The following is a 17,153-nucleotide window of genomic DNA, read 5'->3' on the forward strand; positions in this document are numbered from 1 at the left end:
ATTTGTCGGGCATCATAGGGCTGCACTCCCGCCTACTGCAGGCCGGGGCCGCAGGTTTGATTTATCGGTGTCCCCTGTCGGAGAGGACTCACCGGCAGGGGCGCCGCCCGGTTCGGATTCCCCGGAACCTTCTCCGGAACCGGCACCTGATCCAACGGCTCCGGAGGCCAGCGCCTGCTCGGTAAGGACCGCAGTGGGTACCGAGGACTGGGTTTGGACGCCGGGATGGCTGTGCTCCAGCTGCCAGGTAAAGGGTACGAAGCTGCTGGACGGATCCCGCCAGTGCGGTTTGCGCACTGCGTAGATCACCAGGGGAAGGATGAAGAATACCGCTGCTCCGCCTGCCAGGATGCCCACGTACAGCTCCGGGGACCCAACGGCAATCTGGTCCGGAGGAATGAAGCTGAAGACAAAGGCCATCAGCGAACCGAGGAATCCGAGGCCGCCCACCAGCCACATGCCGATTTCTCCGCCGGGCACCCGGTACGGCCGGGGCCGGTTGGGCTGGGCGTACCGCAGATAGATGGCGGCGCCGAACATCAGCATGTACATGATCAGGTACAGGATGACGGTGAGCTGGCTCAGGATCTGGTACGCGGCCTGCACTGACGGCAGCACCACGTAGACCAGTCCCAGGGCCGTGACCACAAGCGCCTGGAAGAGCATGATGTGCGTTCCCATGCCGTGCTTGTTGGTGCGCTGCCAGAACCGGGGCAGATAGCCTGCCTTGGCTACGGCCAGCAGACCGCTGGAGGGGCCTGCCACCCAGGTCACCACGCCGGCGAGGACCCCGATCAGCAGCATGGCCGCGATGATCGGGCCCGCCCAGCCGATGCCCGCCCACTCGAACATGTCGTTGTAGGAGGTCAGCAGGGACTGGGTGAGGTTGATGTCCGCCTGCGGCACCACAAAGGCAATGGCCAGGGTGCCCAGAACAAAAATCACCACGGTGCCCAGTGCCGCGATCAGCACCGCGATCGGATAATCACGGGTGGGGTTCTTCACTTCCTTGACGTGGATGGCGTTCATTTCCATGCCGGCGTAAAACAGGAAGATGCTCGCGGCCAGCACCACGTTGGAGAAGTTGGAGAAGTCCGGAACGAGTTCGCCCCAGCCCATCTGGATCTGCGGGGTGTTTCCGGCGAAGTAGTAGGAGAACCCCAGCACGATCAGGACGGCGGCCGGAATGATGGTGCCAACAATGCCGCCCCACTGGGCCACCTTGGAGAAGGCGGCGGCGCCCCGGAAGGCAATGAAGGTGGCCAGCCAGTAGACCACCAGCACCACCGCCAGGACAAAGGCCTTGTTGCCCGAGAGCTGCGCATCCAGGTTTTGGTCGGTTCCGGTGTACGCCAGGGACACCGCCCCGAAGGTTAGGACCGTCGGAAACCAGATGCTGACTTCGATGAAAAGCATGAACATCGCAACAAAGGCCCAGCGCGGGCCGAACGCTTCACCCACCCAGCGGAACACGCCGCCCTGCTCCGGCCAGCCCGTGGCCAGTTCCGCAGCAACGAGCGACACCGGAATCAGGAAAACAACAGCGGCGAGCACGTAGTAAAAGATGGAGCTGAGGCCGTATTCGGCCTCGGCCGGCAAACCGCGGAGACTTACCACGGCCACGATGTTCATGACGGCCAGTGCGCCGATGGTGATTTTGGCTGTCTGCTTAGCCTTGGCCCGTGCCGCGTCCGAACCCGGTGCGGACGAACCCGACGACGAGCCGGTTGATGCGGACGAGCCGGTTGATGCAGTGGAATCACTCATCCCACTCACCTCCTCGAGTTAGTGGTGGAAACCGGGATGTGCTGCCTCCTGCGGCATGGGGGACTCAAGCCGGTTGAGGTAATCGGTTTCGGTCCGGATGTCGTTGAGGAGGCTGTCGGCCAGGTCCATGCTGAGCCCGTTGCGGACGACAATCCGTTCGACGGTCATGTTTTCCAGATTGCTGGGCATGGGATAGGCGGGCACAAGCCAGCCTTTGGACCGCAGCCGTTCGGCGAGGTCGTACAGGCTCCACTTATCGGTGTGGCCTTCCTTGAGGCGCCAGGCAAACACCGGGATGTCCGATCCGTCGTTCCACAGCTCGAAGGGCCCCATCTCGCTGATGCCGGAGGACAGGTAGAGTGCAACGTCCTGGCACGCCTGCTGGACCTTGGCATAACCGGAGCGGCCAAGGCGGAGGAACAAGTAGAACTGCAGAACGACCTGGGCCCCGGGACGGGAAAAGTTCAGCGCGAAGGTCGGCATGTCGCCGCCGAGGTAACTCACATAGAAGATGAGGTCCTCGGGCAGCCACTGGCGCTCGCGCCAGACGACCCACCCCAGGCCGGGATAGACCAGACCGTACTTGTGGCCCGAGGTGCTGATGGAGTGCACCCGGGGGATCGAGAAGTCCCACTCAAGGTCCGGCTGGATGAACGGGGCGATCATGGCGCCCGAGGCCCCGTCCACGTGGATGGCGATGTCCAGTCCGGTGGAGGCCTGGATTTCGTCAAGCTTGTCTGCGATCTGCTTGACCGGTTCGTACATTCCCGTGTAGGTCACGCCCATGATGGCGACAACGCCGATCGTGTTTTCGTCAACGTACTTTTCCAGTTCGAAGCCGTCCAGGCACTTGTGCTCCTCGCTGATGGGAACCAGCCGGGCTTCGATGTCGAAATAGTTGCAGAACTTCTCCCAGCAGACCTGCACCGCGGAACTCATGACAAGGTTGGGCTTGTCTGTTGGTTTGCCGTCCGCCCTCCGGGAATGCTGCCACAGGCGTTTCAGGGCCAGGCCGCCGAGCATGCAGGCTTCGGAGGAACCAACCGTCGAGGTGCCGATGGTGCCGCCGGGATCGGGGGAGTGCCACAGATCGGCAAGGATTTTCCAGCAGTTCTGCTCAATCTGGGCAGTCTGCGGGTACTCGTCCTTGTCAATCATGTTCTTGTCATACGTCTCGGCATACAGCTTGTTGGCGTGGTCGTCCATCCATGTGCTGACGAACGTGGCCAGGTTCAGACGGGCGTTCCCGTCCAGCATGGTCTCGTCATGAACGATCTGATAGGCCGTTTCCGGGAGCATCTCGCCGTCCGCCAGCTTGGTCTTGGAGGCAACGGTGTCTTCGCCCGGGCGGGCGAACAACGGATTTACGCTCAGTGAGTCTTTATCGCGTTCCTGCGGCATCATCTGGACCTTTCAGTAAGGGTGTGAACTGCACCGGACCGGTGTGATCGCCGGTCGTGAATCCTCATGAGGCTGCGCGCATCAAAAACTCTACGCGGGGCCAAAAACAGTGGCTAGGGTCACCGACCCCGGCAGCGCCGGGGCACCGGTATTGGTGCCGGTTCGGCTTCCCGGGCTGCCGGATGGGGCCTGGACCGTTGAGGCAGGGACTGCCCGCGCGTACTGTGAAACGCAAATCGAGTGAGGCCGCTGATCATCTGAAACCACTGATCAGGCGGATCCACTGATCGTCTGAAACCACTGAGGGAACATCTGCGAGGAGGCATTCCATGGCGGGACTGGCGCGGCGTGATCGGTTCGAACTGCCCGAACCCGTACGCAAATTCTTTGAAGGCGACTGGGAGGTCCCGGCGTTCCCGGTCGAGGAGTACCGGGATGGTGCCACGATGGTGGTGAAGGCCGAGCTTCCCAACATTGATCCCGACAAGGACCTGGACGTTTCCGTGAGCGACGGCATCCTGCACATCAAGGGTGAGCGCCGCGAGGGCAGCGAGCACAAGGACAAGAACGGCTACCGGAGCGAGTTCCGCTACGGCTCGTTCACCCGCGACATACCGCTGCCCGCCGGTTCCAGCCAGGACAACGTGAGCGCGTCCTACAACGACGGCGTCCTTGAAGTCCGCGTTCCGGTGCCCGAGGCAGGCTCCTCCTCCACCAAGGTGCCCATCTCCAGGGGCTGATTTTCCACGGGGTGATTCCAAAGGGCTGATTACGCTCCAAGGGGCTAGGTCCGGTTCCAAGGGGCTGAGCCCGAGGGGGCGACAACCCGGGCCGCGGGAAACGCTGCGGCAAGGAGGTTCGATGAGCAGCCATGCTTCCGGCGTGCCCAAAAGTGGAGGCGGCCCTAAAAGCGGAACCGGCGGTTCCGCTTCCACGGACCGGCCGGCCCGCAGGTACCCCGACTGGGTTGTCATCGCCACTCTGGCCAGCGGCGGCGTCGTCGTGTCCCTGGAGAAAACAGCGGTGGTTCCGCTGTTGCCCGAGTACCCCGGGATCTTCGGCGTCACGTCCGACGACGTGTCCTGGATGGTGACGGTCACGCTGCTGAGCGCGGCAGTGGCGACGCCGATCGTCTCCCGTCTGGCGGATATGTTCGGCAAGCGGCGGATGCTGCTGGTGGCCATGACCATGATGGTGGCGGGAGCCTTCACCGCGTCCATTGGCGGCACCTTCTTCTGGGCGCTTGTGGGACGGGCACTGCAGGGATTTGCCGGAGCAGTGATCCCGGTGGGCATCAGCATTCTGCGCGATACCCTGCCGCAGCGGAAAATCGCCGGCGCGGTTTCGCTGATGAGCGCCAGTTTCGGCATCGGAAGTGCCCTCGGACTGCCGATGGCGGGGCTGATCTATGAACGGCTGGGCTGGAGGGCCACCTTCTGGGTGGTCGGGGTCATTGCCGCCGTACTGATCGTTGCCGTCATCGTGTTCGTTCCCGAGTCCCGGGTACGCACGCCCGGCCGGTTCGACTACGAGGGCGCCCTGGTCCTTTCAGCCGCCATGACCGCCCTTCTCCTGGCCATCAGTAAAGGAGGGGTCTGGGGGTGGACCAGCGATCCGATCCTGGGCCTGTTCGCCGCCGCCGTCGTGCTCCTCGCTGTGTGGTTCCCGCTGGAGCTGCGCAAGGGCCAGCCGCTGGTGGACCTGCGCACCTCGGCGCGGCGCCCGGTGCTCCTGACCAATGCCGCCACCGTCCTGGTGGGATTCTCCATGTATGCCAACATGCTGGTCACCACGCAGCAGCTGCAGCTGTCCAGGGAATCCGGGTACGGGTTCGGACTGAGCGTCCTGGTTGCAGGCCTGACCATGATCCCCGCCGGCCTGGCCATGGTTGCCGCGGCCCCGCTGTCGGCCCGCATCACCAACACCTTCGGTGCGAAGGCAACCATGGTGGTCGGCTGCGCAGTGATGGCCGGCGGCTACCTATCGCGGGTCATGCTGGTCAACACGGTGACCGGCATCATCATCGGCGCCGTCATCGTGTCCGTCGGTACCGCGATCGCCATGGCAGCCATGCCCACGCTCATCATGAGCAACGTTCCCCTCACCGACACGGCTGCCGCCAACGGCGTCAACACGCTGCTGCGCTCGGTCGGCACGTCCACCTGCAGTGCGGCCGTCGCCAGCATCCTGGCTTCCATCACTGTCAGAGTCGGGGGAGAGACCTTCCCCGGGGTGGCCGCCTTCCGTGCGATCTTCGCCCTGGCCTGTTTCGCAGCCCTGGCTGCGACCGGCATTTCCTGCCTCATTCCCAGGGCTCCGCGGCGCGAAGCCACCCACCCGGCGCTCCACGCCCGGCCCGGGCAGCGCCGGCCTCCTCCCGCGGACGCCAAGCGCGAGATCATGGTCACCGGCACCATGCTCGCCGCGGACAACAGCACGCCGGTGCCCGGCGGCGTGGTCACCGTGCTGGACCAGGACGGCGACCCCGTGGACTGGGACCGCGCCGACGACGGCGGGCGCTACGCCGTCGTACTCCCCGGCGACGGCCGCTACGTCCTGGTGGCTACCCAGCACCAGTGGCGTCCGGTGTCCGAGGTGTTCGCCTTCCCGGCGGTGCCCAGCAGCCATGACATCCGCTTCCGCGAGCGGCTGACCCTGACCGGCCTGGTTACCCACAACCGCCGTCCGGTGGCCGGAGCCCTGGTGATCCTGGTTCAGCCTGCGGGGGAGAACCGGGCCGCAGCGCGCTCGGACACCGCCGGCCGCTACGTGCTGCCGCTGCCGCGTCCGGGAACGTACATCCTCACCGTCGTGGAACCGGACGGCACCACCACCCACACCCGGCGGGTTGCCCTGCCGGCGCCGAACACGGTGATAGACGTGGAACTCGGCGGGGAGCCGCCCACAACGGGCCTGCGGATCTAGGGACGGCCGAAGGCCGAGACCAAGCGCACACTTCTGCCTTTGGTGCCTGATTGGTTCAGCGCATAGGATCAATCTGGCGTAAATGGGGCGCGGTCCCTCCGGGACCCGCTGGACTGGTGTTTTCACTCCCCGGATCCGCCGCTCCCTTTGCAACATTTCCGATGAACCGGAAAGCACCCTGCTGCCCCCCCGCCGGCTTCTGTCCGCGGGAGCTCCCGTGTGCCGACGGAACTCCTTTTGTCTTTAAGTTAGGGTACGTGGTGGATCTCACCCTCATGGTGGCGCTGGTGATCGCGCTCGCATTATTCTTCGACTTCACCAACGGCTTTCACGACACAGCCAACGCAATGGCAACTCCCATTGCCACAGGTGCAATCAAGCCGAAGAACGCTGTAGCCCTGGCTGCAGTCCTGAACCTGGTGGGCGCTTTCCTGTCCACTGAAGTTGCTAAGACCATTTCCGGCGGCATCATCAGGGAGGGCGAAGGCGGGATCCAGATCACCCCCGTCATGATTTTCGCCGGCCTGCTTGGCGCCGTGATCTGGAACCTGATTACCTGGCTGCTCGGCCTGCCCAGCAGTTCCTCGCACGCCCTGTTCGGCGGCCTGATCGGTGCCGCGATCGTGGGCGCCGGCTTTGGTTCCGTGGATTACTCCGTCCTCATGTCCAAGGTGATCCTGCCGGCCTTCATCGCACCTGCCATCGCCCTTTCCGTGGCTTTCCTGGCCACCCGGCTGGCGTACTCCATTACCCGCCGGCATGACCAGGAATCCGGAGACAAGCTGCCCCGCAAGCGCGGCGGCTTCCGGTATGCGCAGATCTTCTCCTCTTCGCTCGTGGCCCTGGCGCACGGCACCAATGACGCGCAGAAGACCATGGGTGTCATCACCCTGGTGCTGATCTCCGGCGGTTTCCAGATGGTTGGAACCGGTCCGGTCTTTTGGGTTGTCGCAGCCTGTGCAGTGGCGATCGCCGCGGGCACCTACGCCGGCGGCTGGCGCATTATCCGCACCATGGGCACCGGCCTGACCGACGTCAAGCCTGCCCAGGGATTCGCCGCCGAGACCAGCACCGCGGCAGCCATCCTGACCTCTACGCATCTCGGCATGGCACTGTCCACCACACAGGTTGCCTCGGGATCGGTCATTGGCTCCGGCCTGGGCCGCAAGGGAGCAGAGGTCCGCTGGGGAACCGCACGCCGGATCGCCGGAGGCTGGCTGCTGACCCTTCCCGCCGCCGCCGTCATGGGTGCCGCTGCCGCCTTCGTTGCAGGCACCGGCCCGATCGGCGTGACGATTGACGGCGTCCTGGGACTGGCAATCATCCTGTTCATCTTCTTCTGGTCCCGCCGCAACCGCGTCGGCCACGACAACGCAGTCAGCAACATCGACAACGCCGGGGGAGCCGTCAAGATCAACAAGCGCAAGGCCCGCTCCCAGGGCCGTGCCTCCGCCCGCACCACCAAGGTCAAGGAAACATCCAAATGAGCATCAACTGGGTCGCGTACCTCATAGTTGCCGGAATCACCCTGCTGGCCACGCTCGTCGTCGTCGGCCTGTATTCCACGGGTGTCCGCCTCTACGCCGTCGCTTCGGACCGCAACCCCGGTCCGGAAGCCAGGAGCCGGCTCCTGCTGGTCAAGGCCGGAGCCTATGCCTGCTTTGCGGTCTGCGCTGCAGCGGTACTGTTCGGGATCTACCTGATCGTGCCCGCCCTGCACGGCTAGAACCGGTACCTCTGAATCCTGACAGCCATATCCAAGGAGACACCGATGGTCATGCCCCGGAACCTTTTCCTTGTCCGTCACGGGCAAAGCGAAGCGAACGTCATGCAGCGCGCTTCCAGAGCCGGTGACCCGAGCCTGTACACCGAAGAGACCATGACCGTCCCTGACCGTTCCTGGCGCCTCACCGAGCTCGGGGTGGAGCAGGCCAAGGTTGCGGGAGCATGGATCGCAGGGCAGAACATCCACTTCGACCGCGCCATGGTCTCCATTTACACCCGGACGCGCGAGACCGCAGCGCACCTCGGACTCGACGTGCGCTGGGAGGAGAACCGAGTCATCCGCGAACGCTCCTGGGGTGAGATCGGCTCCATGTCGAAGCAGGACTTCGCGCGGAAGTACTCGCAGAATGCGGCCTACCGCGACAGCGATCCGCTGTACTGGGCTCCGCCGGCCGGTGAATCCATTGCAAACGTCGCCGAGAACCGGGTCCGGAACATCCTGAGCACTCTGCACCGCGAAAACGCCCGGGAGAATGTCCTGATGGTGACCCACGGCGAATTCATGTGGGCAACGCGTCTGGTGCTGGAGCGCTGGAGCGACGAAGAGTTCCTTGAACGGGATGCGGACAAGGAGCAGATGATTCACAACTGCACCGTCCTGCAGTACTCCAGCACCGATCCGAATGACCGGAACAACGTCCGCGACAAGCTCAGCTGGGTCCGCCGCTGCTGGCCCGTGCAGGTGGACGGCGAGTGGACCATGTTTGTCGGTGAGTGGGAAGAGTTTGACCGGAAATACTTCACCGGAGAGGAACTCCTGGAGCGGGCCGAGGCAAACCGGCATTTCCTGCAGGGGTCGTTCGGCAGCTGAGCCGTTCGGCATGCTGAACGTGCGGGGCTAGCTGAAGTGCTGCGCACGACGCACAAAAGCCCGGCGGCGGGAGCCTGTTTTGGCTCCTGCCGCCGGGCTTATACGTGCCGCGGGGCACCGGCTTCCGCTGAGCGGCCTGCCGGGCCTGGCTGGACTAGGAAGCTTCGGCGTACTCTGGGTAGTCCGTGTAGCCGGCAGCGCCGTAGGAGTAGAAGGTGGAGGGATCCGGCGTGTTCAGCGGGAGGTCTTCCTCCCAGCGGCGGACCAGGTCGGGGTTGGCGATCACGGGCCGGCCGACGACGACGCCGTCACCGAGTTCGTCCTCCATGAACTGGATGGCTTCTTCACGCGTGGTGAGGATGCCGAAGCCGGAGTTCAGCAGCACCGGCCCGCCGAAGGTCTTCCGCAGTTCCTGCACGAGGATGTCCGAGGGGTCCCGGTGCAGGATGCTGAGGAAGGCCGGCTTCAGCGGTGCGATGCCGGCCACAAGCGCGGTGTACGTCGCCAGGACGTCGGCCGGGTTGGTTTCCAAGACACCCTGGATGTTGTTCTCCGGAGAGATCCGAAGGCCGGTCCGGTCCGCGCCGATGGCCTCGGCCACTGCGCGGTAGACCTCGGTGACAAAGCGGGCCCGGTTCTCGGGCGAACCGCCGTACATGTCGGTGCGCTTGTTGGAATCAGGGGAGAGGAATTCGTGCAGCAGGTAACCGTTGGCGCTGTGCAGCTCAACGCCGTCGAACCCTGCCTTCATTGCTGCGCGTGAGGCGGCAACAAACTCGGCAATAATGACGGGCAGCTCAGCGGTGGTGAGTGCATGCGGAACCGGGTAGGGCTGCTTGCCCTCGTAGGTGTGGGTCAGACCGTCGATAGCCAGGGCGCTGGGGGCCACGACCCTGCGGCCGCCGTTGATTGCGGGGGAGGTCACCCGTCCGGCGTTCATCACCTGGGCCACGATCCGGCCGCCGGCGGCGTGGACGGCGTCGGTCACCTTTTTCCAGCCGGCGATCTGCTCCTCGGTAACCAGCCCCGGCTGCCAGGTGAAGCCCTGTCCTTCGTAGGACGTGTAGGTACCCTCGCTGACGATCAGGCCCATCGAGGCGCGCTGCGCATAGTGCTCCGCCATGAGTTCGGTGGGAATCCCGTTGCGGCCGCTGCGGGTGCGGGTCAGCGGTGCCATGACCAGGCGGTTGGGCAATTCAAGGGAGCCGAGGGTAAGCGGTGAAAAGAGATTCAAGGGGAGGAAGTACTTTCTGTAGGGCCCGTCCGGTGCGGTTCTGCCGGCGCAGGTGGAAATGCTGTCTAATCCGGCCAACCGGGAATACGCCTGCAGTATTCCAAGGCGTGGGATACATCACCGCGGCGGCGCCGGTGCTTTTACCCGGCCCCCGGGCTAGCATGGCGGCATGGTGGTCAGGACTGTCTACTGGGTGGCGGCGTCGCTGGACGGCTTCGTGGTCGGCGGGCCGGCACCCTTTGGGCCTCGCAGTCCGGGTGAGCCGTCTAGCCCGGGTGAGCCGCTGAGACCGGGGGCTCCGGCGGGAAGGTCCGGAGACCCGTGGCCGGAGGATCCGTCTGATCAGGAGTTTCTGAGCGGGGTTGGGGCCGTGGCAATGGGGGCCGGGACATACCGGACCCTGCTGGCCGTCCCGGAATCATGGCCGTACGGCAAAATCCCGGTCTGGGTTTTTACCCGCCATGAATTCCCGGGCATATCGGGTGCAGACATAACTTTTGTCCGCGGCGACGTCGAGGAATTCCATCCGGACATTGTGTACGACGCCGGTGAAAAGAATGTCCTCTTGGCTGGCGGCGCAAACCTCGCCGGCCAGTTCATGGACTGCGGACTTATCGATGAAATGTTCGTCACCGTTGTTCCTGTAGCCCTCGGCGCCGGCCGGCCCATGCTTCCGGTTGCGCGTGCTACCCAACCGGGCGCGCTGCTGGAAACCCGTTCCGAGGACACGGGGCTGGTGCAGCTGCACTACGGGTTCGGGGATGCCCGGGGGCGTCAGGCGCCTGCTTAGCGGGCGTCGCGGATCATGTTGGTCATCCGGGCCGTGCTGAGGCGGCGTCCCTGCTCGTCCGTCATGACGATCTCATGCGTCACCAGCGTCTTACCGCGGTGGATGGCCGTGGCGGTTCCGGTCACGGTGCCGGAGGAAACCGACCGGTGATGAGTTGCGCCTATTTCGATGCCCAGGGCCTGCCGCCCGGGACCGGCATGAATTGCGGCACCAAAGGAACCCAGCGTCTCGGCCAGGACAAGATGGGCACCGCCGTGCAGGATTCCGGCCACCTGTTCGTTGCCCTCCACGGGCATGGTCGCGACCATCCGCTCGGCCGTCATCTCGGTGAAACGGATGCCCAGCTTCTCCACGAGCCGCCCGACACCGTTGGCGCTAAGCCAGCCGTGCATCTCCTCAGGGACGCCCGCTTCGGTCAGCTGGTCAGTGAAGGGGTTGGGTGCCTCGGACCGGGCGCCGTTGTCCGGCGTGAAATTGTCGCTCATGCCAACTAGGCTTACATCTGTGAGTGAATCTACCAAACTGGCCGATATTCAAGCAGAAATCCCTGCCGAGACCGTACTTGAGGGGGTCGTGGAACCCGCACCCGAGGCACTCGGGACCGCTACGGCGGGAGGGCACAACCGGCTGCTGGTGATCGACGGCCATTCCATGGCATTCCGTGCTTTCTACGCGCTGCCGGCCGAGAACTTTTCCACGGACACCGGCCAGCACACCAACGCCGTGTACGGATTCACTTCCATGCTGATCAACCTCATCAAGGAGGAGAAGCCAACCCACCTCGCGGTTGCCTTTGACCTTGACACCCCGACCTTCCGCTCCGAGGAATATACGGAGTACAAAGGCGGCCGCAACAAGACGCCCGAGGAATTCCACGGCCAGGTGGACCTCATCATCAAGGTGATGGAAGCCATGCGCATCCCCACCCTGTCCATGGACGGCTACGAGGCCGACGACATCCTGGCAACGCTGGCGGAGAAGGCGTCCGCCAGGAACTGGGACGTCATGATCGTCTCGGGGGACCGGGATGCCTTCCAGCTCGTGGATGACCGCGTCACCGTCTTCTATCCCAAGAAGGGCGTCTCCGACCTGCCGCGCATGGACGCCGCCGCCGTCGAGGCGAAGTACCTGGTGCCGCCGGACAAGTATTCCGACCTGGCGGCCCTGGTCGGCGAGTCCGCAGACAACCTTCCGGGCGTGCCCGGCGTCGGCCCCAAAACGGCGGCCAAGTGGATCAAGCAGTACGGCGGCCTTGAGGGCATCCTGGAGAACCTGGACAGCATCAAGGGAAAGGTTGGGGATTCGCTCCGCGCCAACATCGAGGACGTCAAGCGCAACCGCCGCCTGAACCGGCTCCTGCGGGACCTGGACCTGCCGGTGGACCTGGAGGCCATGTCCGCGCGGCGCCCCGACCGTGAGGCCATTGAAGAGCTTTTCGATGCCCTGCAGTTCAATGCGCTGCGCAAGCGGCTGTTCGATATTTACGGCGAAGAGGAAACCGCCTCCGCGGGCGAGGAGCTCACACCTCCGGAGCATGTGCTGATCGGCGGCGCGGGGGCGCTGAAGGACTGGATTGCGTCCACCAACCAGGCCAAGACAGCGGTTCAGCTGGTCACCGAGGGTGCGGCGGCGGGGCGCGACGTCGTCGGGCTGGCTTTGGTCACCAACACGGTGGCCGCCTATGTGCCGCTCACCGAGATCGACGCCGAAACGGAGCAGGTGCTCGCCGGCTGGCTGTCCGACCTTGATGCGCCGAAGGTGGTGCATGACTTCAAGGAGGCTTACAAGGCCCTGGCCGGACGGGGACTGCACCTGGCCGGGGTGGTGGATGACACCACCGTTTCGGGGTACCTGATCCAGCCGGACCGCCGCAGCTATGACCTCGCGGACCTGAGCCAGCACCATCTGCGGATGTCTCTGGCTCCGGCGGCTGCGGGGAGTAACCAGCTGCAGCTTCAGCTTGAAGAAGTGGATGTGGCCACGCCGGCCGTCATGGAAGCCTTCGCCGCGCTGCAGCTCAGCGACCACTTTGCCGGACAGCTGGTGGAGCGCGGGGCCAACCAGCTCCTCGGCGGGCTCGAACTGCCGCTGGCCGAGGTCCTGGCTGAAATGGAACTGGCCGGCATCGCCGTTGACACCGAAAAGCTGGACCGGCTGCTGGATGATTTCAGCGCCACGATTGCCCGGGCCAGCAGCGAAGCCTTCGCCATTATCGGCAAGGAAATCAACCTCGGTTCGCCCAAGCAGCTGCAGGTGGTCCTCTTCGATGAACTTGGCCTGCCCAAGACCAAGAAGATCAAGACCGGCTACTCCACCGACGCCGATGCCCTGGCGGACCTGATGGTCAAGACGGGAGGGCATCCGTTCCTCGCGAACCTGATGGCCTACCGTGACGCCACCAAGCTGCGCCAGACGGTGGAGGGGCTGCGCAAAGCAGTGTCCGACGACGGCCGCGTGCACACCACATATGTCCAGACAGCCGCGGCCACCGGACGGCTCTCCTCCACCAACCCGAACCTGCAGAACATTCCGATCCGCTCCGAAGAGGGCCGGCGCATCCGCGAAGTCTTCACCGTGGGCGAGGGTTACGAGACGCTGCTGACGGCCGACTACTCGCAGGTGGAAATGCGCATCATGGCCCACCTGTCCGGCGACGAGGGCCTCATCCAGGCGTTCCGCGACGGCGAGGACCTGCACCGGTTTGTCGGCGCGCACATCTTCGGTGTCCCGCCGGAGGAAGTCACCAGCGCCATGCGCTCCAAGGTCAAGGCCATGTCCTACGGCCTGGTTTACGGGCTAAGTTCCTTTGGCCTGTCCAAGCAGCTGGCCATTCCGGTGGACGAGGCCCGGACGCTGATGCGCGATTACTTTGACCGTTTCGGTGCCGTGCGGGACTACCTGCGCGGCGTCGTCGAGCAGGCCCGCAAGGACGGATTCACCTCCACCATCGAAGGCCGCCGCCGCTACCTTCCGGATTTGTCCAGCGACAACCGGCAGCTGCGCGAGATGGCCGAACGCGCTGCCCTGAACGCCCCCATCCAGGGTTCCGCCGCGGACATCATCAAGAAGGCCATGCTTGGCGTGGACGCGGAGCTGAAGGCACAGGGCCTGAAATCCCGCATGCTGCTGCAGGTCCATGATGAACTGGTGCTCGAAGTCGCCCCCGGGGAGCGGGACGCGGTGGAGAAGCTGGTCCGTGAACAGATGGGCGCAGCAGCGGACCTGTCCGTTCCGTTGGACGTCTCCGTGGGAATCGGTGTGAGCTGGCACGAGGCCGGGCACTAACACCGGAGCCCGCAACGGGCAGTACCTCAGCAACTCAGGACCTCAGCAACTCGGGACCTCAGCAACTCAGTAACTCAAACACTAGGGGGATCATGCAGACGGATACAGGACTGCGGCTGGAGTCATTCTCGCCGGGGTACGACGACGACGCTGATCCCCCTGCCGCTGATGCCAGGACCGCCAATTGGTTCGAAGCGGTGCGGCTCGGTTTCCACGAACCGCGTGCCGACGCGGCCCTCCTGCCCGCCATGGTGGACGCCTACCGGCGGGACGGGCGCGTCCTGACCGCCGTGTACGACGACGAGGCGCCGGACTTCGCGTGGGACCCGGCGATTCCCGTGGCCACCTACGCCACCATGGTCAATACCCTGAACGTCGGTGCCGGGCAGCTGCTGCCGGCCCACCTGGTGACCTGCGTGACGGTGCGTCCCACGCACCGCCGGCGCGGCATCCTGCGCCGGATGATCACCGCGGATCTCACCGGGGCCAAGGAGTCCGGCCTGGCAGTGGCGGCACTGACGGCGTCGGAAGCCACCATCTACGGCCGTTTCGGCTTCGGTGCGGCCACTGCCACGGCGGAGGTGGCTGTCGACACCCGCGGCGGACTCGCCTTCCGGTCTCCTTCCGCGGGGACCGCGGTGGTTGCCGACAACGCCAAGCTGCAGGAGCTGGCGCCGCAGATCTTCCGCGCACACCTGGAGCGGACCCCGGGCGCGCTCGGCCGGCAGTACGCGTACGCGCTGCGTGCCTCGGGGACCTGGAGCGAACACACCAGCGAACCCGACAAGGCGCTGCGTGCGGTTGTCCACTACGATGCCGCCGGCATCCCCGACGGCTATGCCACCTACAAGTTCAAGGGCTGGGATACGCAGCCGGAGACCATCAAGATCACGGACCTCATTGCGGCAAGCGACGAGGCCTACCGGGAACTGTGGCGCTTCCTCGGCTCGATCGACCTCGTGGACCGCCTCACCTACGGTGCGGCACCCCTGGCCGACCCGCTGCCCTGGATGCTCGCCGACCGGCGCCGGCACGAGGTATCCGGAGTCGAAGACGTGCTGTGGCTGCGGATCCTGGACACCCCGGCGGCCCTTGAGGCCCGGCACTACACGGGCAGCGGCGCCGTCGTTCTTACCGTGGCCGACCCGCTGGGCCTTGCCGACGGCGTCTTCCATGTCAGTGCCGACGGCGGCCGCGGAACCGTGACGCGCCTTGACGGCAGCGCGGCTCCGGCCGGTAATGCCGTGCCGCCGGGCGTTCCCGCCGCAGAGGTCGACGCCGATGCCCTGGGATCGCTGTATCTGGGCGGCGTCAGGGCACTGACGCTGGCCGCCGCCGGGGGAATACGCGGCAGCCGGGAGGCGTTGGACACCCTTGATGCACTTTTTACCGCGGGTACTGCACCCTACTGCAACACGCATTTCTGATTACCCGCGTCAAAGTACTCCCGGTGCTTTGACCTGAGTTGCGCGCTGCGGCTAGACTGATCTGGCGCGTAATTGCGCAGTACGTAACCAATTCTGTCCATCTCCGGACAAACAAGCACTGTCTTGAGGCAGGCCCGAACGGCTGCTCTGAGTTCGGTGGGAGCGCATCCGGAATACAAAACAACTTCCACATCGGAGTCCCAACTACATGACCATCACCACCACCGAGAAGTCCGGTACCCCGCAGGTCGCTATCAACGACATCGGTACTGCCGAGGACTTCCTCGCCGCCATTGACGCAACGATCAAGTACTTCAACGACGGCGATCTCGTCGAAGGTACCGTCGTCAAGGTTGACCGCGACGAGGTCCTGCTCGACATCGGTTACAAGACCGAGGGTGTCATCCCTTCCCGTGAGCTTTCCATCAAGCACGACGTTGATCCCGGAGACGTAGTTTCCGTCGGCGATCTGGTCGAAGCTTTGGTTCTCACCAAGGAAGACAAAGAAGGCCGCCTGATTCTCTCCAAGAAGCGCGCACAGTACGAGCGCGCCTGGGGCGACATCGAGAAGGTCAAGGAAGAAGACGGCGTCGTTACCGGTACCGTCATCGAGGTTGTCAAGGGTGGCCTCATCCTGGACATCGGCCTGCGCGGCTTCCTGCCGGCCTCCCTCGTCGAGATGCGTCGTGTCCGCGACCTGGCTCCGTACATCGGCCAGCAGATCGAAGCCAAGATCATCGAACTGGACAAGAACCGCAACAACGTTGTTCTGTCCCGCCGTGCATGGCTCGAGCAGACGCAGTCCGAGGTTCGCTCCACGTTCCTCAACAAGCTGGAAAAGGGCCAGGTTCGTCCGGGCGTTGTTTCCTCCATCGTCAACTTCGGTGCATTCGTGGACCTGGGCGGCGTAGACGGTCTCGTCCACGTTTCCGAGCTGTCCTGGAAGCACATCGACCACCCCTCCGAGGTTGTTGAAGTTGGCCAGGAAGTCACCGTTGAGGTTCTGGAAGTTGACCTCGACCGCGAGCGTGTCTCCCTGTCGCTGAAGGCTACGCAGGAAGATCCGTGGCAGACCTTCGCCCGCACCCACGCCCTGGGCCAGGTTGTGCCGGGTAAGGTCACCAAGCTGGTTCCGTTCGGTGCGTTCGTTCGCGTCGAAGACGGCATCGAAGGCCTGGTCCACATCTCCGAGCTGGCAGTCCGCCACGTAGAGCTGGCCGAGCAGGTTGTCTCCGTTGGAGATGAACTGTTCGTCAAGGTCATCGACATCGACCTCGAGCGTCGCCGGATCTCCCTGTCGCTGAAGCAGGCCAACGAGGGTGTAGACCCCGAGGGCACCGAGTTCGACCCGGCTCTGTACGGCATGGCCGCAGAGTACGACGAAGCCGGCAACTACAAGTACCCGGAGGGCTTCGACCCCGAGTCCAACGAATGGCTCGAAGGCTACGAGACCCAGCGTGCAGCTTGGGAGCAGCAGTACGCTGACGCCCAGGCCCGCTGGGAAGCCCACAAGAAGCAGGTTGCACAGCACGCTTCCGAGGACATCGCAGCTGCTTCGGACACGTCCGAATCCGGCACCACCAGCTACTCCTCCGAGCCGGCCGTTGCTGAGACGGGTGCCGGCACGCTGGCTTCCGACGAAGCACTTGCCGCTCTGCGCGAGAAGCTCACGGGCAACTAATTTCCTTCGGTTGAACTAACCGGTTGAAATAGCCAAAAAAGCAGGCC

The 17,153-nt window shown here is 64.5% G+C and carries 13 protein-coding genes; 9 read left to right on the forward strand and 4 right to left on the reverse strand.

Annotated features, from left to right (window positions below):
* Positions 1-12: 12 nt before the first annotated feature.
* Positions 13-1,767: a putative glutamine/gamma-aminobutyrate antiporter GadC gene (gene gadC, locus WKB88_RS17125; protein WP_341395773.1), complete on the reverse strand. Its 1,755-nt coding sequence runs from the start codon at positions 1,765-1,767 to the stop codon at positions 13-15.
* An 18-nt stretch (positions 1,768-1,785) separates the two neighbouring features.
* Entirely contained in the window at positions 1,786-3,171 is a 1,386-nt protein-coding gene (locus WKB88_RS17130; RefSeq protein ID WP_341395774.1) for a glutamate decarboxylase, read from the reverse strand.
* Positions 3,172-3,497: 326 nt separating this feature from the next.
* Here WKB88_RS17130 and WKB88_RS17135 point away from each other — a divergent pair, with 326 nt between their 5' ends.
* The 5 genes from WKB88_RS17135 (at position 3,498) to WKB88_RS17155 (ending at position 8,689) form a co-directional block, all read left to right on the forward strand.
* Entirely contained in the window at positions 3,498-3,908 is a 411-nt protein-coding gene (locus WKB88_RS17135; RefSeq protein ID WP_341395775.1) for an Hsp20/alpha crystallin family protein, read from the forward strand.
* A gap of 121 nt (positions 3,909-4,029) precedes the next feature.
* A complete protein-coding gene (locus WKB88_RS17140) occupies positions 4,030-6,093 on the forward strand; it encodes an MFS transporter (protein WP_341395776.1) in 2,064 nt (687 codons plus the stop codon).
* Positions 6,094-6,353: 260 nt separating this feature from the next.
* Positions 6,354-7,580 carry an inorganic phosphate transporter gene (locus WKB88_RS17145; protein WP_341395830.1) on the forward strand — a complete coding sequence of 409 codons (1,227 nt, stop codon included), beginning with the start codon at positions 6,354-6,356 and terminating at the stop codon, positions 7,578-7,580.
* Positions 7,577-7,819, forward strand: coding sequence for a hypothetical protein (locus WKB88_RS17150; protein ID WP_341395777.1), 243 nt, complete (start codon positions 7,577-7,579; stop codon positions 7,817-7,819). The genes WKB88_RS17145 and WKB88_RS17150 overlap by 4 nt, the downstream gene beginning before the upstream one ends.
* Positions 7,820-7,870: 51 nt before the next feature.
* Entirely contained in the window at positions 7,871-8,689 is an 819-nt protein-coding gene (locus tag WKB88_RS17155; RefSeq protein ID WP_341395778.1) for a histidine phosphatase family protein, read from the forward strand.
* Positions 8,690-8,843: 154 nt separating this feature from the next.
* Here WKB88_RS17155 and WKB88_RS17160 read toward each other — a convergent pair whose 3' ends face one another.
* Positions 8,844-9,923 (reverse strand): alkene reductase, encoded by a 1,080-nt coding sequence (locus WKB88_RS17160; protein ID WP_341395779.1) that lies wholly within the window; start codon positions 9,921-9,923, stop codon positions 8,844-8,846.
* Positions 9,924-10,299: 376 nt separating this feature from the next.
* Between WKB88_RS17160 and WKB88_RS17165 the strand changes: the two genes are divergently transcribed.
* Positions 10,300-10,713, forward strand: a complete 414-nt coding sequence (locus tag WKB88_RS17165) for a dihydrofolate reductase family protein (RefSeq protein WP_341395780.1) — start codon at positions 10,300-10,302, stop codon at positions 10,711-10,713.
* On the opposite strand, the gene WKB88_RS17170 is transcribed toward WKB88_RS17165, so the two are convergent.
* Positions 10,710-11,198 carry a hotdog fold thioesterase gene (locus WKB88_RS17170; protein ID WP_341395781.1) on the reverse strand — a complete coding sequence of 163 codons (489 nt, stop codon included), beginning with the start codon at positions 11,196-11,198 and terminating at the stop codon, positions 10,710-10,712. The two genes, WKB88_RS17165 and WKB88_RS17170, sit on opposite strands and share 4 nt — an antisense overlap.
* 166 nt (positions 11,199-11,364) lie before the next feature.
* Here WKB88_RS17170 and polA point away from each other — a divergent pair, with 166 nt between their 5' ends.
* The 3 genes from polA (at position 11,365) to rpsA (ending at position 17,106) form a co-directional block, all read left to right on the forward strand.
* On the forward strand, positions 11,365-13,998 hold the full coding sequence (gene polA, locus WKB88_RS17175; RefSeq protein ID WP_445818951.1) for a DNA polymerase I: 2,634 nt from the start codon (positions 11,365-11,367) through the stop codon (positions 13,996-13,998).
* Positions 13,999-14,090: 92 nt separating this feature from the next.
* Positions 14,091-15,425, forward strand: coding sequence for a GNAT family N-acetyltransferase (locus WKB88_RS17180; protein WP_341395783.1), 1,335 nt, complete (start codon positions 14,091-14,093; stop codon positions 15,423-15,425).
* Between the two features lie 208 nt (positions 15,426-15,633).
* A complete protein-coding gene (rpsA, locus tag WKB88_RS17185) occupies positions 15,634-17,106 on the forward strand; it encodes a 30S ribosomal protein S1 (RefSeq protein WP_152218096.1) in 1,473 nt (490 codons plus the stop codon).
* Positions 17,107-17,153: the final 47 nt, after the last annotated feature.

It is taken from the genome of Arthrobacter sp. G119Y2, assembly GCF_038069765.1.
In the GTDB taxonomy this organism is placed as follows: domain Bacteria; phylum Actinomycetota; class Actinomycetes; order Actinomycetales; family Micrococcaceae; genus Arthrobacter_B.

Coding starts and splice junctions, on each gene's coding strand:
- gadC (WP_341395773.1), bottom strand. CDS start 1,767: ATGAGTGATTCCACTGCATCAACCGGCTCGTCCGCATCAACCGGCTCG.
- WKB88_RS17130 (WP_341395774.1), bottom strand. CDS start 3,171: ATGATGCCGCAGGAACGCGATAAAGACTCACTGAGCGTAAATCCGTTG.
- WKB88_RS17135 (WP_341395775.1), top strand. CDS start 3,498: ATGGCGGGACTGGCGCGGCGTGATCGGTTCGAACTGCCCGAACCCGTA.
- WKB88_RS17140 (WP_341395776.1), top strand. CDS start 4,030: ATGAGCAGCCATGCTTCCGGCGTGCCCAAAAGTGGAGGCGGCCCTAAA.
- WKB88_RS17150 (WP_341395777.1), top strand. CDS start 7,577: ATGAGCATCAACTGGGTCGCGTACCTCATAGTTGCCGGAATCACCCTG.
- WKB88_RS17155 (WP_341395778.1), top strand. CDS start 7,871: ATGCCCCGGAACCTTTTCCTTGTCCGTCACGGGCAAAGCGAAGCGAAC.
- WKB88_RS17165 (WP_341395780.1), top strand. CDS start 10,300: ATGGGGGCCGGGACATACCGGACCCTGCTGGCCGTCCCGGAATCATGG.
- WKB88_RS17170 (WP_341395781.1), bottom strand. CDS start 11,198: ATGAGCGACAATTTCACGCCGGACAACGGCGCCCGGTCCGAGGCACCC.
- polA (WP_445818951.1), top strand. CDS start 11,365: ATGGCATTCCGTGCTTTCTACGCGCTGCCGGCCGAGAACTTTTCCACG.
- WKB88_RS17180 (WP_341395783.1), top strand. CDS start 14,091: ATGCAGACGGATACAGGACTGCGGCTGGAGTCATTCTCGCCGGGGTAC.
- rpsA (WP_152218096.1), top strand. CDS start 15,634: ATGACCATCACCACCACCGAGAAGTCCGGTACCCCGCAGGTCGCTATC.